The 18,942-nt window shown below is 70.0% G+C and carries 21 protein-coding genes; 13 read left to right on the top strand and 8 right to left on the bottom strand.

From position 1 onward, the window contains the following. Nucleotides 1-38 precede the first annotated feature (38 nt). The 3 genes from AB0J16_RS25625 to AB0J16_RS25615 form a co-directional block, all read right to left on the bottom strand. Nucleotides 39-530: a peptidase inhibitor family I36 protein gene (locus AB0J16_RS25625; protein ID WP_358543916.1), complete on the bottom strand. Its 492-nt coding sequence runs from the start codon at nt 528-530 to the stop codon at nt 39-41. 10 nt (nt 531-540) lie between these two features. After that, nucleotides 541-915 carry a hypothetical protein gene (locus AB0J16_RS25620; protein ID WP_358543913.1) on the bottom strand — a complete coding sequence of 125 codons (375 nt, stop codon included), beginning with the start codon at nt 913-915 and terminating at the stop codon, nt 541-543. Nucleotides 916-1,147: 232 nt separating this feature from the next. Beyond that, nucleotides 1,148-1,525 (bottom strand): hypothetical protein, encoded by a 378-nt coding sequence (locus AB0J16_RS25615; RefSeq protein WP_358543910.1) that lies wholly within the window; start codon nt 1,523-1,525, stop codon nt 1,148-1,150. Nucleotides 1,526-2,532: 1,007 nt separating this feature from the next. On the opposite strand from AB0J16_RS25615, the gene AB0J16_RS25610 reads away from it, so the two are divergent. After that, nucleotides 2,533-4,233 carry a tannase/feruloyl esterase family alpha/beta hydrolase gene (locus tag AB0J16_RS25610; protein ID WP_358543907.1) on the top strand — a complete coding sequence of 567 codons (1,701 nt, stop codon included), beginning with the start codon at nt 2,533-2,535 and terminating at the stop codon, nt 4,231-4,233. A 160-nt stretch (nt 4,234-4,393) separates the two neighbouring features. Here AB0J16_RS25610 and AB0J16_RS25605 read toward each other — a convergent pair whose 3' ends face one another. Together AB0J16_RS25605 and AB0J16_RS25600 are read right to left on the bottom strand one after the other, a co-directional pair. Then, nucleotides 4,394-5,353, bottom strand: coding sequence for a zinc-binding dehydrogenase (locus AB0J16_RS25605; protein ID WP_358543904.1), 960 nt, complete (start codon nt 5,351-5,353; stop codon nt 4,394-4,396). Further along, nucleotides 5,350-5,598, bottom strand: a complete 249-nt coding sequence (locus tag AB0J16_RS25600; protein WP_358543902.1) for a hypothetical protein — start codon at nt 5,596-5,598, stop codon at nt 5,350-5,352. Before AB0J16_RS25600 ends, AB0J16_RS25605 begins: the two co-directional genes overlap by 4 nt. Nucleotides 5,599-5,670: 72 nt before the next feature. On the opposite strand from AB0J16_RS25600, the gene AB0J16_RS25595 reads away from it, so the two are divergent. The 4 genes from AB0J16_RS25595 (at nt 5,671) to AB0J16_RS25580 (ending at nt 8,662) form a co-directional block, all read left to right on the top strand. Beyond that, nucleotides 5,671-6,312, top strand: a complete 642-nt coding sequence (locus AB0J16_RS25595; protein ID WP_358543900.1) for a TetR/AcrR family transcriptional regulator C-terminal domain-containing protein — start codon at nt 5,671-5,673, stop codon at nt 6,310-6,312. A gap of 247 nt (nt 6,313-6,559) precedes the next feature. After that, on the top strand, nt 6,560-7,357 hold the full coding sequence (locus tag AB0J16_RS25590) for a thymidylate synthase (RefSeq protein WP_358543897.1): 798 nt from the start codon (nt 6,560-6,562) through the stop codon (nt 7,355-7,357). Continuing rightward, a complete protein-coding gene (locus AB0J16_RS25585; protein ID WP_358543894.1) occupies nt 7,354-7,815 on the top strand; it encodes a dihydrofolate reductase in 462 nt (153 codons plus the stop codon). The genes AB0J16_RS25590 and AB0J16_RS25585 overlap by 4 nt, the downstream gene beginning before the upstream one ends. Nucleotides 7,816-7,885: 70 nt before the next feature. Next, nucleotides 7,886-8,662, top strand: coding sequence for a hypothetical protein (locus AB0J16_RS25580; protein ID WP_358543891.1), 777 nt, complete (start codon nt 7,886-7,888; stop codon nt 8,660-8,662). 123 nt (nt 8,663-8,785) lie between these two features. Here AB0J16_RS25580 and AB0J16_RS25575 read toward each other — a convergent pair whose 3' ends face one another. Next, nucleotides 8,786-9,733, bottom strand: coding sequence for an NAD(P)-dependent alcohol dehydrogenase (locus AB0J16_RS25575; RefSeq protein WP_358543889.1), 948 nt, complete (start codon nt 9,731-9,733; stop codon nt 8,786-8,788). Nucleotides 9,734-9,855: 122 nt separating this feature from the next. On the opposite strand from AB0J16_RS25575, the gene AB0J16_RS25570 reads away from it, so the two are divergent. Further along, a complete protein-coding gene (locus AB0J16_RS25570; protein ID WP_358543886.1) occupies nt 9,856-10,524 on the top strand; it encodes a TetR/AcrR family transcriptional regulator in 669 nt (222 codons plus the stop codon). 111 nt (nt 10,525-10,635) lie between these two features. Here AB0J16_RS25570 and AB0J16_RS25565 read toward each other — a convergent pair whose 3' ends face one another. Continuing rightward, nucleotides 10,636-11,595, bottom strand: coding sequence for a LysR family transcriptional regulator (locus AB0J16_RS25565; RefSeq protein ID WP_358543884.1), 960 nt, complete (start codon nt 11,593-11,595; stop codon nt 10,636-10,638). A 109-nt stretch (nt 11,596-11,704) separates the two neighbouring features. Here AB0J16_RS25565 and AB0J16_RS25560 point away from each other — a divergent pair, with 109 nt between their 5' ends. The 7 genes from AB0J16_RS25560 (at nt 11,705) to AB0J16_RS25530 (ending at nt 18,294) form a co-directional block, all read left to right on the top strand. Further along, the gene (locus AB0J16_RS25560; protein ID WP_358543881.1) at nt 11,705-12,328 is read left to right on the top strand and encodes a LysE family translocator; all 624 of its coding nucleotides are present in this window, start codon (nt 11,705-11,707) and stop codon (nt 12,326-12,328) included. Between the two features lie 132 nt (nt 12,329-12,460). Beyond that, nucleotides 12,461-14,725 carry a GAF domain-containing sensor histidine kinase gene (locus AB0J16_RS25555; RefSeq protein WP_358543878.1) on the top strand — a complete coding sequence of 755 codons (2,265 nt, stop codon included), beginning with the start codon at nt 12,461-12,463 and terminating at the stop codon, nt 14,723-14,725. Then, nucleotides 14,722-15,369 carry a response regulator transcription factor gene (locus tag AB0J16_RS25550; protein WP_358543876.1) on the top strand — a complete coding sequence of 216 codons (648 nt, stop codon included), beginning with the start codon at nt 14,722-14,724 and terminating at the stop codon, nt 15,367-15,369. The genes AB0J16_RS25555 and AB0J16_RS25550 overlap by 4 nt, the downstream gene beginning before the upstream one ends. Before the next feature lie 126 nt (nt 15,370-15,495). Next, complete coding sequence (locus tag AB0J16_RS25545) at nt 15,496-15,954, top strand: DUF6294 family protein (RefSeq protein WP_358543874.1); 459 nt, start codon at nt 15,496-15,498, stop codon at nt 15,952-15,954. A gap of 28 nt (nt 15,955-15,982) precedes the next feature. Further along, entirely contained in the window at nt 15,983-16,501 is a 519-nt protein-coding gene (locus AB0J16_RS25540) for a hypothetical protein (protein WP_358543871.1), read from the top strand. Between the two features lie 28 nt (nt 16,502-16,529). Then, complete coding sequence (locus AB0J16_RS25535) at nt 16,530-16,751, top strand: hypothetical protein (RefSeq protein WP_358543868.1); 222 nt, start codon at nt 16,530-16,532, stop codon at nt 16,749-16,751. Nucleotides 16,752-17,001: 250 nt separating this feature from the next. After that, the gene (locus AB0J16_RS25530) at nt 17,002-18,294 is read left to right on the top strand and encodes a cytochrome P450 (protein ID WP_358543865.1); all 1,293 of its coding nucleotides are present in this window, start codon (nt 17,002-17,004) and stop codon (nt 18,292-18,294) included. Between the two features lie 48 nt (nt 18,295-18,342). Here the strand turns inward: AB0J16_RS25530 and AB0J16_RS25525 are convergent, their stop codons facing one another. Next, complete coding sequence (locus AB0J16_RS25525; RefSeq protein ID WP_358543941.1) at nt 18,343-18,801, bottom strand: S26 family signal peptidase; 459 nt, start codon at nt 18,799-18,801, stop codon at nt 18,343-18,345. Nucleotides 18,802-18,942: the final 141 nt, after the last annotated feature.

Genomic DNA, 18,942 nt, shown 5'->3' with positions numbered 1-18,942 from the left:
GTAGACGAGATGGTCCGGTCACCGGCGGGCAAGGCCGACTATCGGTGGGCCCGGCGGCAGGCGGAGTCCGGCGGCTCGTAAGCCCCGGGTGTCCAGTAGTGCGATTCGGAATTGTTCGCGAACGTGGGCGCGGTGTTCCCGTAACCGCCCGGTACGAGCTGCCCGCACTGGCCGGACTGGTATGTGTTGGTGCAGATGTAAGCGTTCAGGAACAGGTGCGCGTTGATGGCGGACTCGTCATTGTTGGCGATGAATCCGTTTGCCGTGCTGGCGGACCAGTCTGGGTGTCCGGTCGTATCCATGTACGTGAAGTCCGCCATGCGGCCGGTCAGGTTCTGATTTTCCCAGACGCACAGGTCGTACCAATTGCAGACGCCGTCCTCCATGATTCCGGAGATGGTCGGCTTCTGTAATGTGGTGGAAACCTTGGACTTTTGGAGGTAAGACGGCTCCGGCTCCGCTTTCGCCGGGAGGGAGAACAGGGCGAGGGTGCAGAATGCCAGGAGCATTCCGATGACGGCGCGTCGCATCGTGATCCTTTCAGCAGGCGAGGGTGACTTCGGGGGTTGTGCCGTTCATGGTCAGTGGGGACCCGGCGTAGCCGGCCTTGGTGAACACGGCGGTGCCGCCGGCGAAGTACGTGTTCGTGGTGCCCTGGCACGGCGCGCTGGAGTAATGGATCCCGTAGTTGGCCGGGTTGTAGCGCTTGGTGGTCGTGGTGGTGGACCCGTCCTTGTAGAGGTTGAGGTACAGGTCGATCGAGTCGACGACGGCGGTGCACTGCACCTCGATCTCGGTGCGTACGTCGTTGTACAGGCTGTTGACGTACGGGAGGCTGAGATAACCGCCGCAGTAAATGACGTCCGCCGCCGCGTTGCCGCCCTTCGGGGTGTCAGCCTTTCTCGTGAGGGTCATCGTGAACGACTGGGTGGCGCCGCTTTTGAGGGGAACGGACGGCCTTTCCGGAGCGGCGGAGGCCGGGTTGCCCATAAGAACGACTGATAACGCGAGGGCGACGGACAAAACGAGTGTGCGAAGACGTGTGGACATTTCTGCGCCTCCAGAGGAAGAAGAGGGTTCATGCTGCCTCCCCTATGGTGATCGACTGCCGGGGATGCGTCTTCGTTATATTGCGTAAAACTTCCTGTCAAAATCTGCCTAGCATTTGTAACAAAGGGTAAAGTCCCGTGTCGGCGCGCTGGAGCGCGGCCGATGCGCAGGCAGAACGGTGCCGTCGGCGCGGTGTGCGCCGACGGCGAGCACGGGTCAGGGTGGCGAACTTGTCCGCCAGCCATTGCCTGCCTTCCCCGTTCTCGTAGTAGCCACTGCACCCCGGGCCCGGGCTCGGCGGATCTCCCGGCTCCACCCCCATTTCCCGGCATTTGGCCAGGATGGTGGCGAATCCGAGGGTGTTGCCGCCGATCCCGACGGTGACGATGTCCTCGTCGCCGTTGAGCGCGTCGATCTGCGCGGGCTTGGCCGGCCGTGCGCAGGTGCCACGGTTGAACGGCGGGCCCAGGAGCATATCTGCGGGTGCAGGGGCCCTTGCCTACCTCGGCGGCACCGCAGGTGACGTCGGTGAGGCGGAGCGAGTTGGAGGTCTCGGCGTTCAGCCGCCGCGCCAGCTGTTGTTCCCAGCTGTGATTGGACCGGCCGCAGCCATCGCTGGGATCCCATCGGAGTATGAGGGCGCCGGCGCTGTAGGAGTCGCCGAGCGCGGTCCACTTCAGTGAGGCGCGGGACTGGTGCTGAGCCGTCGCGGCCGGGCCGGCGGCGTTCAGGCTCGCGTGCTGGGCTGTGGCCGGGGCGGCCTGGGCGGCGGGGACGGTCAGCAGGGTCGCGGCGATGCCGCTGACAAGGGTGACGCTCAGGGCGATGGGTGGTAGGCGCATGCCTCTCCTTCGTCGGTCACATGTGGCATTTGCTTGGCCCGGAGCGGCGAGGGGGCATGAGGTCTCTGCCAGGTGGCTGTGCTTCCTGCGGTGATTCTTCTCGATCTCCGAGGGCCAGCCTCGGCCGCTACGTCCGCCTCGGCGAGGAAACCTCGGCCCGCGTCACCGCCGAGCACGACCCCGCGGCCCGGCGACGCCAACGCTGAAAGCTAGGCGCCTACCGCCAAGGGTCACCGTGGTCCTGGCACCCCCGCCGTACCCACTGATCAACACAGTGGCGGCTGGCCGGAGCTGTAGGAGTTCCGGGGCGTCACGGATCGCTAACAGGCGAAGAATCCGCAGGTCGCTACCGCTAATTTCGGCACTCAGCCTCCTCGAAGGCCGAGATCACGATTGCGGTTCTTGATCGTTTCCGAGCGGTGACTGTCGCTGACTTGGCTATCTCTCCGGCATGATCAAAGGCTCGCGGAGGATGCGGATCGACCGACCTCGACCTGGAGCGGGCCCAATAGCCATTGCCGCCGATCCCCGCCTTCCGTCACGATCAAGTATGGCGATGACACGAGAACCGCTCGCTTGTGTACGGGGTCGGACGCCGGGCCGCGCCGGCCGCACCGTTGGAGTCCGGGCGCTACCGGTTGTGCTCGCCGTCCTCGCCGTCCTCGTGATGGCCGGCGGTGGCCAGGCCGCGGCCCGTACGGCCGTGGCCGGGGTGGCCGCCGAGGCGCCCGGTTCGTCCTCCGGCCCTCCCGTGGTGCTGCCGAAGATCGACTGCGCGGCCCTCGCCGGGCAGGACCTGTCGGGCACGCCCGGCGCTCCGGCGGTCATCGGGTCCGCGACCGCGACGACCTCGCCGGTCGGCTGGGCGGCCTGCGAAGTCAAGGGAACCGCGGCGCCGCAGATCCAGTTCGACGTGCTCCTTCCCACCGAGACGTGGCGGCAGCGGTATCTGCAGACCGGGTGCGGGGCGTTCTGCGGGAGCGTCGACATCTACGCCGACGCGACGGACGGGTGCGTGCCGCTGACCCGCGGCGACTTCGTCATAGCCACCGGCAACGGGGGGCACGTCGGCGTCTCCGGCTTCGACGGCACGTTCGGTGCCGATCCGCAGCTCCGGGTCGACTTCGGCTACCGCTCCGACCACGTCGTCGCGCTCGTCGCCAAGCGGCTCATCGCGCTCTACTACGGGCAAGGCCCGCGCTACTCCTACTTCGACGGCTGCTCGCAGGGCGGCCACGAGGGGATGACCGAGGCGCAGCGCTACCCGCGTGACTTCGACGGCATCATCGCCGGCGCCCCGGCGTCGTTGCTCACGTCGCTCATCGTGTGGTCCGCGGGCTGGCACGCCACGGCCAACACCGACGCGCGGGGCCGGCCCATCATGACCGCCGCCAAGCTTCCCGCGCTGCACGCCGCCGTCATGCGCGAGTGCGACGCACGGGACGGCCTGGCCGACGGCCAGATCGACGACCCGCGTGCCTGCGCCTTCGATCCGCGGAGCCTGCGCTGCGCGACAGGAACCGACAGCGCGGACTGCCTCACCGACGCGCAGATCGATGCCGTACGCAAGCTGTACGACGGGCCACGCGACGAGCGGGGCCGGCGGATGTACCCGGGGGGCGAGCCCGTGGGCTCGGAAGCGAACTGGGCCCGCTGGGTCACCCCGACCGCCACCGGCGCCCCGGCCGTGGCCGAGGGCAACGCGACGAACGCGCTGAAGTACCTCGCCTACCCCTCTGCCCGGCCGTCGGCGACACTGCGCGACCTGCGCTACGACTCGGCGACGTTCCGCGAAATCAACCAGCAGGCCGGCGTCTACGACGCGAGCGATCCCGACCTGACGGCCTTCCGCGCCGCGGGCGGGAAGCTCCTCCTCTGGCACGGCTGGGCAGACCAGGCGATCTCGCCGTACGGGACGATCGCCTACTACCACGCCCTCACCGAGCGCATGGGCGGGACGGACGCCACGCAGCGGTTCGCCCGCCTGTTCATGCTGCCGGGCGTCGCCCACTGCGGTGACGGTCAGGGACCGGACGCGTTCGACGCGCTCACCCCCGCCCTCGCCTGGGTCGAGAACGGCGTCGCACCTGACCGGCTCGTCGCCACGAAGCGCCAGGACGACACCGTCGTACGGACCCGGCCGGTCTACCCCTATCCGGCCGTCGCACGCTACGACGGGAGCGGCAGCATTGACGACGCGGCCAACTTCGCACCGACACCGCCGCCCACGCGCTACGAGGACGACATCCCCTGGCTCGGGTCGTTCCGCTCCGGCTACGAGCAGACCTGCGGCTGGCACGACGGCCGCTGGTCCTGCACCCTGGCGCGACGGCCGAGCTAGCTGGGCGGCTTGGCGTCCTACTCCAGAACCACGGCCAGGGCCACTTGGTCCTGTCACCGCCCCGCTCACGCCAACGACGCTGACCAGCAACTACCGCGCTGCCCGCAGCCCGTTTCTGCCCAATTCGTGAACCACCCCTAGTGTCGTGGGCGCGGGCCGGTCATGGCATCACGACGAGTCGCCTGCCTTTGAGGTCGGTTCGCTGCCAAGCGGTCGCGATGTCGCTCAGCGGGACCTTCTCCACGTCGAAGGTGAGCTCGCCGGACCGCGTCCACGTCACGACCTGCTGGTACACCTCGTCCATGGTCCGCGGGTCGAGTCCCTTGGCCGCGCCGTAGATCTCCACGCCGGAGGTGCGCAGGCTCGACCCGGCGAGGGCGAGCTCGGTGTCGACCGACTCGCCGATCTGGACCACCCGGGTCGGCTTGGCGAACGCGAACGACCGCGGCACCAGCGCGCGCAGCAGGATCTCGCTGGGCCTGCCCCACAGGTAGTCCATGACGACGTCGTAGCCGTCCCCCCTGGCGTCGAGGTACGCCTGCGCCAGCGCCTCGTCGGAGACCGCGGTGTTGATCACCGTGTCGGCCCCGATGGCCTGTACCTCGCGCAACTGGTCGTCGTCGCGGCCGGTGGCCACGATGCGGCCGGCGCCCAGCAGCCGGGCCACCTTGACCGCGAGCCGCCCGGCGACCCCGGTGGCGCCCTGCACCAGCACCGTCTCCCCGGGAACGAACCCCGCGGCCGTCTTCATCGACATGGCGGTGACGGCCGAGGCCATCACCGCCACCACGGCCGGGTCGATGCCGTCGGGGATCGGCATGTAGGAGCCCTGGGGCACCACGGCCTTCTCGGCGAGCGCGCCGTAGGGCGGGCGGATGTTGCCGAACCCGACGAGCGTGCCGTCCGGGAGAGCGCCGATGCCGTCGAAGGCAGGGATCATCGGAAGCCGGCCGATGTACTTCTCGCCGGCGTAGTGCGTACCGGCCGCGATCGCCTTGTCGACGTTCTCGACGGCGACCGCCTTGACATCGATGATCACCTCGCCGTCGTCGGCCACCGGATCGGGGAAGTCCTCATAGCGCGGGATGCCGCCGACCTCGTGGAGCACCGCTGCCTTCATCCCAGCTCCTGCCCGAACAAGCGAGCGATCCGCATCTGCCACGCCACCAGGACACGAGGCGGCCGGGCCGAGAAGTGGTTGAACCCGTGGTCGTGCGAACGGTGGTGCGTGAGCGAGTGCCGCCACCCATGGCCGTGGCGGGCCTGGCCCTGGTGCCCGGCCGGCCGCTCGGTGTGCGCGGGAATCCCCGGAATGCGATGGGTCGCCCGGTGCAGCAGGTCGCGGAGCGAGTGCTGGTGTCTCATCGTCGCCTCCTCTGGCGCGCGAGTCTCTATCACTGATAGGGCACTCTATCACTGATAGACTCCGGAAGGGAGGTGCCGGAATTGGCTTTGGACAAGCAGCGGATCGTCACCGAGGCCGTCGCGCTACTGGACGCAGAGGGTCTCGACGGCGTGACCACGCGCAAACTGGCCGCCCGGCTCGGCGTACAGTCGCCGACCCTTTACTGGCACATCCCGAACAAGGCGGCGCTGGTCACCGCGATCGCCGAGGCGATTCTCGAGCAGCAGTTCCCCGAGCCGGCGTCGCCCGCGCCGGAGGAGCGCTGGGCGGACTGGCTGATCGGCCTGGCCGAGCGGCTGCGCCGCGCGCTGCTGGCCCACCAGGACGGAGCCCGGATCATCGCGGCCTCCCAGCTGTCCCTCAAGATGGCCGCCATCTCCGAACTGGCAATGAGCGCACTGGTCGGGCGGGGCATTCCCCTGCGGCAGGCTCGCCTGATCGTATTGACGGTGTTGCGCTTCACCGTCGGCTACGTCCTGGAGGAACAGGCCGGCCGCCCCGACGCGGACGCCCTGGACGGCTTCGACATGGCCGCGTACGCCACGGCGTACCCCACCGTGATGGCCGGCGTGACAGAGTATTTCCAGGCTGGCCACAGCGTCGATGATCTGTTCCGCGACTGTCTGGAACAGATCATCCATGGTTCCGCGGCGCGGTCCGACCCCACGTCCTGACCGGTCAGCCCTGGCACAAGCGCCCCGGGTCGCCCAACACAGCAAGCCGGCGTCGTCTCTGTTTCATAGGCCCTCGCATATGAAACACCCGACCGGTACCTCTGGGACGACCAGTCACGCCAACCCGATCCGTCCGCGTTTCGCGGCGTACTTTTCATTCGCGTTGTGCTCGCGGGCCCCGGGGTCGCGGCATCGCCACCGGGCGCTGCTGGCCGGCCCGCAGGAACCGTGCTTCTAGACTTGCCGCATGTCGGATACGCAGTATGAAGACCTGCTCCGCCTCGTGCTCGACACGGGCGCCCGCAAGGAGGACCGTACCGGGACGGGCACGCGGTCGATCTTCGGTCACCAGTTGCGCTACCGGCTGTCGGACGGCTTCCCACTGATCACCACAAAGAAGGTCCATTTCCGCTCGATCGCGTACGAATTGCTGTGGTTCCTGCGCGGCGACGCGAACGTCGCCTGGCTGCGGGAGAACGGCGTCACGATCTGGGACGAGTGGGCGGCGCCGGACGGTGATCTCGGCCCGGTCTACGGTGTGCAGTGGCGGTCATGGCCGACCCCGGACGGGGGGCACATCGACCAGATCAGCGAAGTGCTGCGCACGCTCCGCGAGAACCCCGACTCTCGGCGGATCATCGTGTCCGCGTGGAACGTCGCCGACATCCAGCGGATGGCGCTGCCGCCATGCCACGCCTTCTTCCAGTTCTACGTCTCCGACGGCGAACTGTCCTGCCAGCTGTACCAGCGCAGCGCGGACCTGTTCCTCGGCGTGCCGTTCAACATCGCCAGCTACGCACTGCTGACGCACATGATCGCCGAGCAGGTGGGCCTCGGCGTCGGTGATTTCATCTGGACCGGAGGCGACTGCCACATCTACGACAACCACCAGGACCAGGTCCACACCCAACTCGCACGCCACGCGCGGCCGTTCCCGACCTTGAGCCTGAAGCCGGCCGACAGCCTGTTCGACTACACCTACGAGCACTTCACGCTGAACGGCTATGATCCGCACCCTGGCATCAAGGCGCCGGTGGCGGTGTGATCGGGCTCATCTGGGCGCAGTCGGCCAACGGCGTGATCGGCCGCGACGGCACGCTGCCCTGGCACCTGCCGGAAGACCTGAAGCACTTCCGCTCCCTGACCGCGGGCGCGACCGTGCTCATGGGCCGCCGTACCTGGGAGTCGCTGCCGCCGCGCTTCCGGCCGCTGCCGAACAGACGCAATCTTGTGCTGTCACGCACGCCACAGGAAGGCGTGGAGACCTTCCCCGACCTGCAGCAGGCGCTCGCCACGGCGGCCGGGGACGTGTGGGTGATCGGCGGCGCGGCCGTGTACCGGGCGGCGCTGCCGTTCGCGGACCGGATCGTGGTCACCGAGATTCGCGAGTTCTTCGCAGGAGACACGTACGCGCCGGACACGGGGCGCTCGCCGGACTCCGTCGGGCCGTGGCAGGAATCGTCGACCGGACTGCACTACCGGTTCGTGACCCGGGACCGCTGAACGACTGGGTCCGAGTGCCGCGCCCGGATAAGTCCCCTTATCCGGGCAAAAACTCCTAAGGTCCTGGGGCATGACCCTTGTTGAACATCACCTGGAAAGTGTCCGAGGCGCCGCCCAGGCGGGCGACTACGAGGCCGCGCGCGAATACGGCAGACTCCTGAGTCTTCTCCCGGCCGAGATGGAGGAGTCCGATGATGAGTGGCCGTGCGTGTGGTGGTTTCGTGTCGCGCTGGAAGGGCGCCCTGAGGATCACGAGGCTGCCGTCTTGCTGGCCGCCCGCCTTACCGGTGACGCCGATGCCCTCGCCTACGCCTATGGGCTCGACGACGAGGAGGATTGCGACGAGGAGGGTGAGGACGAGGAGGGCAACCTGGCCAGGAGGAACTGCGAACGGATGCGAAAAGAGGCGCAGCGGCTCTACGCGCAGGTGTTGCGAGCGGACCCCGCGCATCCGGGCGCTCGCAGCGGGTTGGCCGCTTTCGAGGGCGTGCCCTTTCCGGTGGCTCCCTTCAGCCACTACTTGGTCCAAGGGGAGTACTGGAGCGGCACGGCCGGATGCCGTGAACAGCTCGTCGTCAGTGACGCCGAAGAACTGCGGTGGGCATGCGATCACTGGTTCGCCGAGATCGCCGGTCTCGGCGCCTACCATCTGTCGGTGTACGCCTCGGGTGAGCGGCTGAGCCACGCGAGCCTGGAACCACTGGTCCGGGCGGCTGATGGATCTTTGGACTGGTCGGTGATCACCATCCCGCCACTTCCCGGGGAACCCCTGCCTCACGGCCATCCCGCGCTGCTGCACAACGGCCACATCGCACACTACGGCTGGTACTCCCTCGACCTCGGATGATCAGCGTGTGAGCGATCCCGACTCCGGCGATCAGCCGCTCAGTGTTCTCCGCCGCATCCTTCCGGAGCTTGCGCGGCCGCGTGGAGGTCATGGACAACGTATCCTGCGTGAGTGTTCGCCCCCTCACCTGATCTGGATGACGTGCTTGCCGCGGACTCCACCGGCTTCCAGGGCCCGGTGGGCATCGGCGAGCCGGTCCAGAGGGTGGACGGTGTCCACGACAGGGACGATGTCGCCGTGCTCGGCGTAACGGGTGATCTGGGCCAGCAGCTCGGTGTCGGGGTTGCCGCTGAAGACGCGGATGCGTCCGCTCCCGTGGATGGTGGAGGCGAGGATGGAGGCGAGGCCGGCCAGAGGCCTGTTGAAGTCGAGGGTGATGGCGACCATGCGCCCGCCGGGCGCCAGCAGGCGGCGCAAGCGGGACTGCTGCGTGCCGGCGGTGTCGACGATGACGTCGAAGCGGCCCAGCTCAGACAGGCGGGTCGTGCGGTAGTCGAGTGCTTCGTCGGCGCCCAGGCCGCGGACGAAGTCGAGGTTCTTGGCGCCCGCGAGAGCGACGACGTGGGCGCCGAAGAGCTTGCCGATCTGCACCACGACGCTGCCCACGCCTCCGCTGCCCCCGCGTACCAGTAGTCGCTCACCGGGTTTGATGGCGGCCTTGTCGCGCAGGGCGGTGACCGCCGTGGCCCCGCCGGCGAGCAGTGAGATGGCCTGCACCGGGGTGAGGTTCTGCGGAGCGGGGGCGATCTGGCGGGGGCGCACGGCGACGTGCTCGGCCATGCTGCCCGTCTTGCGCCCCAGTAGCCCCCACACCCGATCCCCTTCACGTACTCCGGTGACCGACGAACCGACTTCGGTGACCTCCCCGGCGAAGTCGATTCCGCTCGTCTTGGGGAAGGTGCGGCCGGTTACCAGGCGCGTTCTCCCGGCCCGGTCGAGCAGCTCGCCGCCGTTGACGCTGGCGGCGTGCACCCGCACCAGCACCTCCTCGGGCGCGGGGGTCGGCGTCGGCCGCTTGCCCACATAGAGGACCTCCGGGGGGCCGAATCGGTCGAAGAGGGCTGCGCGCATGTCGCTCATGATCTTGTCCTGTGTCGCTTCGAAGCCGCGGAGGCGCTGGGTGTGCCCGCTGGTACGCTCACGCTAAACCCGTAAGTGGATGACATCGTCCATTTAGCTTGAAGTGAGAGACATTGCCTGCTCAGCCATCTCACAAGCCGTCCGGCCACGTCGGCGATGTGCCCGGCGGTGCGGACCCGGTGGGCCTGCGCGCCGATGCCCGGCGCAACCGGGAACGCATCCTCCAAGCCGCCCGCGAGGTGTTCGCGGCCCAGGGTGTTGACGCCCCTATGAGCGCCGTCGCCCGCCGCGCCGGCGTCGGCGTGGCCACCCTCTGCCGCCGCTTCCCCACCCGCACTGTGCTTGCCACGGCCGCCTTCGCCGGGCAGCTCGCCGTGTGCGCGGCAGCCTTCGACGAGGCCCTCGCCGACCCTGATCCCGGGCACGGCCTGTACACACTCCTGGAGAAGGTGTGCACCACGCAGGTGACCGACCGCGGCTTCGCCTTCGTCTTCTGGGATCAGTTCCCCGACGCCCTTGATCACGATCACGAACGCGACTGTGCCGAAGAGGCTCTGGCGCGGCTGGTCCAGCGTGCCCGCGAGACCGGACAGCTGCGCGACGACTTCGACCCCGCCGATATCACCCTCCTACTCCTGGCGAACAGCGGTCTTGCCGGACAACCGAGAGAAGCCGCCCTCGCTGCCTCCCGGCGGTTGCCGGCCTATCTCTTTCAGGCTTTCCAGGTACAGCGCCCTGGCTCTCTCCCGCCTCCCGCGGCGATAGGCCCTGCGCTCGCGTAGCTACGGGCAGGGTGAAACGCCGACGCCGAGCCAGCTGGCGGCGTCGATGGTCGGTCGGAGCGGGACCGGCCGCTCCGGACCAGGCTGTGTCGATTCAGAACCCGGGGGCTTTCAGGCTCCGTGCGGTGAGTTCGATGGCAGGGGAGCCTCCCAGGTGGCGGTGATGTCGCGGGCGACATCACGGAGGAGGTCGATGAGCATGTCCGCGAGTGGTGTGAGGCCGGCGTCGGTTCTGGTCACGGCGTAGAGCTGGCGGTAGGGACTGGGGTGGGCCAGTTCGCGATGGGTGGTGCCAGGCGCATGGGTCAGGGCCAGGCGCGAGACCAGGGCCACGGCGATGCCTGTGCCGACGAGGGCCTGGGCGACGTCGTAGGACTCGGTCTCGAACCGCACGGTGGGAGTGAAACCGGCCTCGCGGGCGGCGTCGTGGAACTGTTCGCGGGCGGCATGGCCGGCCAGGATGGAAACCCACGATTCGTCGCGCAGTTGTTCCAGGCGAAGTTCGGTGTCCGCGGGCTGCCCGGTGGCCAGTGGGTGGTCATCGGGGAGAACCACGACCATCGGGTCCAACAGCAGCGAGTGGGCCCGTAGGTGTGGGGGCGGCGTGAGCGGTGTGCCCCAGGACGCGACGATGGCGAGGTCCAGGCGCCCCGCGCTGATCTCCTCCGCTCCGCGTCCGGACACCACGTCCACGACCGAGACGTCGGCGTCCGGATGGCGGTGCCGCAGGGCCGTCAGGGCGGGTGGCAGCAGGTGCAGGGCAGCCGCCTGGAACGTGCCGATCCGCAGACGGAGCGAGAGGTGGCCGAGCAGTGCGGCCAGTTGCGCCTCGGCCTTGTCCGATGCCTCCTGCACGGTTCGACCGTGGGAGGCGAGCAGCGCACCGGCCGCGGTGAGCGTTGCTCCGCGAGGACCACGGATGACCAGGGGCACCTGCCAGTCGCGCTCGGCCTTGGCCACCTGCTGGGTGACCGCCGCGGGTGTGAGTTGGAGCGCGTGAGCCGCCGCCGTCAAGGAGCCGTGCCGCTCGATCAACGCGAGAAGCCGCAGCTGTCCCGGATCCACCAGCATTCACTAATCCTAACGCTGCACCCTTCTCTTTTAACTTCTCTTACGAGTATGGGAGAGGAAGACTCGTGGGACACCCATCGGCCGCAATCCCCGGAAGGGGTTCTTTCCCATGCCCACGCATGTGCCCGTTTTCATCGCCACCACCTTGCTGCTGGCGATGCTGCCAGGCGCGAGTCAAGCCCTGATGATCCGGCAGGTTCTGGAAGGCGGGCAACGTACGGTCCGAGGCACGCTCGCGGGCAACGCCACCGGCTTCCTGCTGTGGTCCACGGCCGCCGCGGCCGGGCTGTCCGCCGTCCTGCTGGCCAGCCCCACCGCGTACGCGGTGCTCCGGATCGCGGGCGGCATCGTGCTGATGATCCTCGGGGTGAACACGCTACGGACCGCGCTCACCACCGTCTCCACTCCCCCGGTCTTCGAGGGCGGGCGCCGCACCGGCTTCGCGGGCGGATATCTCACCGGCCTGATCACCAACCTCGGCAACCCCAAGGCGGGCGTGTTCGCCGTCTCGGTGCTGCCCCAGTTCGTGACCCCGAATGGCCCGGTGTTCCTGTCGACCGTCGCCCTGGGAGCCCTGTGGGCGCTCGTCAGCGCCTCCTGGTACACGTTGCTCACCTGGGCCGTCAGCCGAGGGCGCGCCCTGGTATCGCAGCCGACCGTCCTGCGGGGACTCAGCGTGACCACCGGCGTCGTCCTGCTGGGGCTGGGCGCCGCGGTGGCGGCGGGTATCTGAGGGCGGGGCCGGTACTTCTTCCAGCGCCCGACTCGACTTTTGACCCACCGGTCGGCCGGCCGCCATTGGCTCAGGACGGTCCTGTCCGGCGGGCCGGTGGTTTCGCGGCCGGTTGTCGGTGAGGATGGGGGTGTGTCCGCGTGGCTGTCCTGGTGGGCTTCGGTGCGACGCTCGCGCAGGGTTCCGGCCGGGGTCGCGATCGTCCTGGTGGTGCTGGGCGTCGTCGCGACCGCCGTCTCGCTGGACGCCCCGTCCGACGGCAGCATCGTGCGGCTGGGCTGGTCGACGTGGCGGCTCGACGGCGTCGTGGTGGACGTGCCGGCCGCGCCCTCGGGGCCTGGGCTGCGGACCGGGGACCTGGTGATCGCCGTCGCGGGCCGGCGCCTGGCCGACGGGCTCGGCGCCGTCGCTCGTCCTGGCCCGGGCGCGAGCGTCCCGTACGGCGTGGCCGGTGAGGACGCGGTCGTGGCGGTGCGCGTCGATCGGCCCTATCCGTACCCGCTGCTCGTGCAGGGCTGGGGCAATCTCGTGTTCGTCCTGGCGCTGGCGGGGCTGGCGGCCGCGCTGTACCTGCGGCGGCCCGAGGCGCCCGCGACGGCCCCGCTGCTCGTGCTTGCGGCCGGGCTGCTGGGCAGCACGCTCACCGTCGCCGTCGGACTGCCCGTACTCGCGCTGGCCACCGGCGGCCCTCAGCTCTGGCTGTTCCACATCAACGCGATCGTGTCGTACTCCATCGGCTGGGGAGCGTTCCTGGCCTTCGTGCTCGCGTTCACGGCTCGCCAGCCTCTGTCGCCCCGCACCCGGAAGACGATCGCCGTCGCGTACGCCGCGCCCCTGGCCGCGATGGCCGTGTGGAGCGGGGTCGCGGCGCTGATGGCGCCTGACACGCTGCGGTGGCTCGGCCTGCTGCACAGCGGTCAGACGGCGGTGGTGGCGCTGGCGCTGGTGGCCGGGACGGTCTGGGGCGCGATCAGCTATCGCGGCAACCCGGATCCGCTGATGCGCGGGCGGACGCGCTGGATGCTGGGCGGCGGCGCGACCACGGCCGTACTCGGCATCGCGGGCTGGCACCTGCCGGAACTGATCACCGGAACGCAGCCGCTGCCGTGGGGCGCGCTCGGCCTGTCCGGACTGCCGTTCGTGGCCGGGATCGGGGTCGCGCTGCGCCGCCACCGCCTGTTCAACGTCGAGAGGCTGGCCAACCGCTCGCTGGTCTACGCCACCGTGGTCGCGATCCTGGTCGCCGGGTACGCGGCCGTGGTCGCGATCCTGGTCAGCGTGCTGCGGCTGTCGGGCACCGTGGCCGCCGCGCTCGCCGCGGCCAGTGCGGCGCTCGCGCTGGCGCCGCTGCGCAACGCTGCGCAGAGCACCGTCAACCGGGTGATGTACGGCGACCGCCACGACCCGGAGGGGGCGCTGACCCGCCTCGGGACACGGCTGCAGGCGGTGCTGCTGCCCGCCGAGATGCTACCGGCGATCGTGGAGACCGTGGCCCGGTCGTTACGCGTGCCGTACGTGGCGATCGACCTGGTGGACGGCGCGGGCGAACGCCACCCGGCGGCCCGGCACGGCGTCGCGGCGGGCCAGGTGCACGCCGAGCCGCTGCGCTACCACGGGACGCTCGTCGGGCTCCTGCTCGTCTCGGCGCGCGGCTCGGACGACCCGCTCGATCCCATCGACCTCAGCCTGATCGCCTCGCTGGCCCAGCAGGTGGGAAGCGCGGTGCAGGCGGTACGGCTGCACGACGACCTGGCCCGCTCCCGCGCCGAGGTGGTGGCCTCGCGGGAGGACGAACGCCGCCGGCTGCGCCGCGACCTGCACGACGGGCTGGGACCGACGCTGGCCGCGATCGGGCTCAAGGCCGCGCTGGCGGCCCGCGCCGTACCGGGTGACTCGGCGGCGCGTTCCCTGCTCGGCGAGATATCCGCGGAGGCGAGCGCGTCGCTGACCGACATCCGGCGCCTGGTCGAGGCGCTGCGCCCGCCCGCGCTGGACGAGCTGGGCATCGTCGCGGCGGTACGCTCCCGAGCGGCGAGCCTGGCGGGGGCGATGCCGATCGAGGTCATCGGCGAGGAGGGCCTGCCGCCGCTGCCCGCCGCGGTCGAGACGGCGGCCTACCGGATCGCCGTCGAGGCGATCACCAACGCGGTCCGGCACAGCGGCGCGACCGGCTGCACCGCCGAGATCGCGCTGGCGGCCGGCGGCGTCGAGGTGACGGTACGCGACGACGGCTGCGGGCTCGATCCTGCGCGGGCGCCCGGGGTGGGGCTGCGTTCCATGCGGGAGCGGGCCGCCGAGGTCGGCGGGCAATGGTCGATATGCTCCCTGCCCGAGGGGGGCACCTGTGTGCGCGCCTTCCTGCCGGCGGATCTGGGCGAGTCTGGGAGGGCACGATGATCCGGCTGATCCTTGCCGACGACCACCCCGTGTTCGCGTCGGGCCTGCGGGCCCTGCTCGACTCCGAGGAGGACATGACGGTGCTCGCGGTCGCCGCGACCGGCGAGCAAGCACTGCGCTCGGCGATCGAGCACCGGCCCGACGTCGCGGTGCTCGACGTCAACATGCCCGGCGGCGACGGGCTCACGGTCACCTCCCGGATGCGGGCCGCCGCTCTGCCCACGCGTGCGCTGATCCTGACGATGTACGACGACGACGAGAACGTCCTTGCCGCCCTGCGGGCTGGCGCCCACGGCTACGCGCTCAAGGGCGCCGGCCCCGAGGAGATCACGGCCACGGTCCGCGCGGTCGCCCGCGGCGAGGCGGTCTTCGGCGCCGGCGTGGCGACGCGGCTGCTCGCGCACTTCTCCAAGGCCGTCGTGGCCTCCCCGTTCCCGCAGCTCACCGAGCGGGAACACGAGGTGCTCGGGCTGGTCGCGCGGGGCCTGGACAACATGGCGATCGCGCGGCGCCTCGGCGTGAGCGGCAAGACCGTGCGCAACCACGTCTCGAACGTGCTGACCAAGTTGCAGCTGGCCGACCGGCCCGCGGCGATCGTGCGGGCCCGCGAGGCGGGACTCGGCGGAGCGCCCGAATCCCACTGAAAGCCCCTTTCGCCCGGGAAAACCTCCCGGATCGACCGGGACCCGGGACCCATGACGACGGGACGCGGCGCCGCCCACCCTGAGGGTGACTGATCGACGAGCCACCTTCAAGGAAAGGACGATCCCATGCGCGGGAGCCAAAGGATGCTGGGCGCCATATCGACCACCGCGGCCCTGATCGCGGGGCTGACCTTCGCCACCTCCGCAACCGCCCACGCGCAGGGCACCACCGCCCTGGCCACCAAGACCTTCTACTTCGGAACGATGCGGGCGGGCGACTGCACGATGTTCTCGGGCGCCCGATGGACCTTGACCTCCACCGGCAAGGCCTCCTTCGACGGCACGGTCACCAGCAGTGATGACGACGACGCCTGGCTGATGTGGGCGAAGATCAAGGACGAGAACGGCGCCGTGCTCGGCTGGCTGCGACACACCCGCTCCAACCCCACGAACCTGACGAAGTTCGTCATGAACATGCCCAGCCACACCGAGCCGTACCGGTGGCAGATCAAGGACACCGAGGCGGAGTTCGACCCCGGCCTGTTCCCGCTCATCAAGCACATGTCGCTGAGCAAGCACTGCTGAGCCCGCACCGCCCGCCCTGACGACGAACATGAGAGCACGGGCGCTCGGCGGGCTGGGGCTGCTGGCCTCGGCGATGCTCTGCCTCGCCGCGACCCTGACCGCACCCGCCGAGGTGATGTGGGGGGCCGGCGCATGGGCCGGGGTGGCGGCGACCGCGACGGTGTACCGCGACGTCGCGCGGCACGCCGGACGGGGGCGGGCCGCCGTCGCCCTGGCCCTGCTCGGGGTGGTCGCCTCGGCCTGGATGGTCGAGGCGACGCTGCGGGTCGCCGGCGGGCGGTGGGTCGCGGCGCAGCCGGTCCCGCGGCTCGCCTTGGCCTATGCCGCCGCCGCCGGCATCGCGTTGCTGGCGTACGGGCTCGCCCGCGCCGCACTGGTCCGGCCGGCGGCTGGAGCGGCCATCGCGTTCGCCGCTCTGCTCGGCCCGCTCACCGGCGATCCGGGAGCCCCCTACCTCCTGGGTGCCGGGCCCCTCGGCGCCGCTCTGCTCGCCGGCGCGATCCGGACACGCATCCCGGCACGGAGGTCGCGGGACGGCCCGGCCTGATCCATACGATACGAAAGGAAAGATCGTCATGACCAACCCGAACTTCTCATCGTGGCAGAGCCAGCAGAACGCCAACCAGAACGCGGCCAGGGCGGCCCAGTGGGCGCGCCAATCCACTCAGGACTCGGCGCGGCTGGCGCGCCGCTCCGGCCGGTCGGGCTTCGTCGGCAACGTGATCGCGCTGCTGATCGTCATCGCCGTGCTCGTCGTCGCCGCGCCGTTCGTGCTGGAGATCATCGCCCACGTCTAGCACCTACTCGGGATCCGCTGACGAGTGATCTTTCCCGTCTGGACCTTTTGTAGCCAAAAAAGATGACTTAAGGTCAAAACGTGATCCAAAAGTGAAGGAGGTGCATCATGCGACGCTATTTCCGGATCTTGGTGGGACGGCTGGGTCGTGCTCGGGCCAACGGCGTCTATGCCCACGTGGAGTGCAGTAACGACTGACGTCCCCAGGGGCGGCCGCGCGCCGCCCCACCCACGCTCCCCCCGAGGTTGGTATGACCGAGACCGGAATCCCAGGCCCTCGCGGACGGTGGCTGGTCGGCCAACTCCCCGCCTACGAGCGCGACCGCATGTCCTGGCTGCGGACCAACCAGGCGGACTACGGCGACATCATCCGCCTGGCACCCCACGCCGTCGTCGTCCTCGACCCTGATGCCGCCCAGCAGATCTTCACCCAGACCAACGACACGTACATGCTCGACAACGCGATCGTGGTCAGCCGCCGGGCGCGAGCCGCGCAGGAGGCCCGCCTACCTGTCTTGATGCGCCGCCGCCGACTGGCCAGCCGCGCGATGGTCAACCATCTCACTCCGGAGCGCATCGACCGCCAGGTGGCCGAGCTGAGCGACCAGCTCCGCGCCCACGCGGGCCGCTCCACCGACCTGTTCACCACCACCACCGCGATCTGCGGCACGGCCACGGCCTGGTTCTGCTTCGGCGGCGGCACCCGAGACTCCCGCGTCACCGAGATCGCGGAGGCCTCCCTCGCGGCCTTCTACGGAATCCTGAAGATCCTGGAGATCGGCGAGGTCCGCGTCCGCTGGCTCCCGCGCCCGGCCGCCAAGAAGGCCATCCGGGCCAACGAGGCCCTGCGCGCCCTGATCAAGGAGGAGATCGCCGGCCGCCGCGCCGCCACCCCGCCGCCCCACTCGCGCGACCTGCTCGACGAGCTGCTCCGCATCAGCGACAACGACGCCGACGTCGCGGCGGCGGTGCGCCTGGTGGTCTTCACCGCGCCCGGTGTCCCCGGCGCCGCCTCCTCCTGGCTCACCCTCCGGCTGGCCGAGCACCCGGAACTCGCAGCGCAGATCGCCGACGAGGCGGCCGGGCCCCTCTCGATCGGCCAGGCCGTCGGCGCGCGCGCCCTCCCGCTCGCCGACGGCTTCCTGCGCGAGGTGCTGCGCCTGCATCCGCCCCAGTGGATGCTCAGCCGTACGGCGTTGCGACCCACTCGGCTCGGGCCGTACGCCCTGGACACCGGCCAGCAGGTGATGGTCTGCACCTACCTCATCCACCGCGACCCCCGCTGGTGGGACGACCCGGAGGCGTTCTCACCGCAACGCTGGCACCAGACGCCCAAACGCGGCCGCTACCTCCCGTTCGGCGCGGGCCCGCGCGGCTGTCCAGGCTCCCCGCTTGCCAAGATCCAGCTCATGGCGCTGACGTCGCTGCTGGCGCGCGACTACCGTCTCCAGGTACGGCACGGCGACCCGGAGTTCGGCGGACTGCTCAAGCCGGCGGGCGCGCTGACCCTCATGGAACCGGCTGAAGATCGATCGCTTGGCTGAGTCGCCATGGACACGCGGCCGATCCCCTGCCGTTGCGGCTGGTGTCGATCACGAACTTGGCGGCGCCGCCGAGCGCGGAGTTGATCGCGTTGGCCTCGGGTTCGCGCCGGTGCTCCGAGGCGGTGCCAGGCGGCGCACCATCACACCGACGAACTCCTCGCCTCGCACGAAGCCGAAGTCCCGGGAGTCCCAGCTGGTGTCCGAATTGTCGCCCCGCACGACCAGGGCATGCCGCGGCACGACGGTCTCGGGCACGTCGCGAAAGGCCGGAAAGCCCTGTCTCGGTACGGGATCTCCGGCAACCGCGACCGCCCGTTTCACGAGCAACCGCCAACCGGGATGATCCGGTTTCTCCGGCAACGCCTCCTCGCCACCCGGTTCGAGACCCGGTGGCAGCCCGTCGATGGGCGGTGGATCGTCGATCCGGACGACCACGATCTGACCCGCGTGGACCCGCCTCGTCCTGCGGACGAGCAGCATGTCCCCGGAGCGCAGGGTGGGTTCCATGCTCGGCCCGTCAACGGTGGCCACCAGGTAGCGTCGGCGGATCCACCACAGCCAGGCTCCCAGCGCCAGCACGCCGCCTGCGCAAGAGAACAACCCTCGATCAAGTCGGGCGCTGTCAAGCTGCTCAACTTCATCGTCGAT

The organism is Nonomuraea sp. NPDC049750, assembly GCF_040659625.1.
GTDB lineage: Bacteria > Actinomycetota > Actinomycetes > Streptosporangiales > Streptosporangiaceae > Nonomuraea.
Note: the sequence above shows the minus strand (reverse complement) of the source record. Positions and strands in the feature narration are given on the sequence as shown.

What these genes read in the sequence shown, in the direction of transcription:
- AB0J16_RS25625 (WP_358543916.1), bottom strand. Translation starts at nt 530, where the DNA reads ATGCGACGCGCCGTCATCGGAATGCTCCTGGCATTCTGCACCCTCGCC.
- AB0J16_RS25620 (WP_358543913.1), bottom strand. Translation starts at nt 915, where the DNA reads ATGACCCTCACGAGAAAGGCTGACACCCCGAAGGGCGGCAACGCGGCG.
- AB0J16_RS25615 (WP_358543910.1), bottom strand. Translation starts at nt 1,525, where the DNA reads ATGCTCCTGGGCCCGCCGTTCAACCGTGGCACCTGCGCACGGCCGGCC.
- AB0J16_RS25605 (WP_358543904.1), bottom strand. Translation starts at nt 5,353, where the DNA reads ATGAAGGCAGCGGTGCTCCACGAGGTCGGCGGCATCCCGCGCTATGAG.
- AB0J16_RS25600 (WP_358543902.1), bottom strand. Translation starts at nt 5,598, where the DNA reads ATGAGACACCAGCACTCGCTCCGCGACCTGCTGCACCGGGCGACCCAT.
- AB0J16_RS25590 (WP_358543897.1), top strand. Translation starts at nt 6,560, where the DNA reads ATGTCGGATACGCAGTATGAAGACCTGCTCCGCCTCGTGCTCGACACG.
- AB0J16_RS25580 (WP_358543891.1), top strand. Translation starts at nt 7,886, where the DNA reads ATGACCCTTGTTGAACATCACCTGGAAAGTGTCCGAGGCGCCGCCCAG.
- AB0J16_RS25575 (WP_358543889.1), bottom strand. Translation starts at nt 9,733, where the DNA reads ATGCGCGCAGCCCTCTTCGACCGATTCGGCCCCCCGGAGGTCCTCTAT.
- AB0J16_RS25565 (WP_358543884.1), bottom strand. Translation starts at nt 11,595, where the DNA reads ATGCTGGTGGATCCGGGACAGCTGCGGCTTCTCGCGTTGATCGAGCGG.
- AB0J16_RS25560 (WP_358543881.1), top strand. Translation starts at nt 11,705, where the DNA reads ATGCCCACGCATGTGCCCGTTTTCATCGCCACCACCTTGCTGCTGGCG.
- AB0J16_RS25550 (WP_358543876.1), top strand. Translation starts at nt 14,722, where the DNA reads ATGATCCGGCTGATCCTTGCCGACGACCACCCCGTGTTCGCGTCGGGC.
- AB0J16_RS25545 (WP_358543874.1), top strand. Translation starts at nt 15,496, where the DNA reads ATGCGCGGGAGCCAAAGGATGCTGGGCGCCATATCGACCACCGCGGCC.
- AB0J16_RS25540 (WP_358543871.1), top strand. Translation starts at nt 15,983, where the DNA reads ATGAGAGCACGGGCGCTCGGCGGGCTGGGGCTGCTGGCCTCGGCGATG.
- AB0J16_RS25535 (WP_358543868.1), top strand. Translation starts at nt 16,530, where the DNA reads ATGACCAACCCGAACTTCTCATCGTGGCAGAGCCAGCAGAACGCCAAC.
- AB0J16_RS25530 (WP_358543865.1), top strand. Translation starts at nt 17,002, where the DNA reads ATGACCGAGACCGGAATCCCAGGCCCTCGCGGACGGTGGCTGGTCGGC.
- AB0J16_RS25525 (WP_358543941.1), bottom strand. Translation starts at nt 18,801, where the DNA reads ATGGAACCCACCCTGCGCTCCGGGGACATGCTGCTCGTCCGCAGGACG.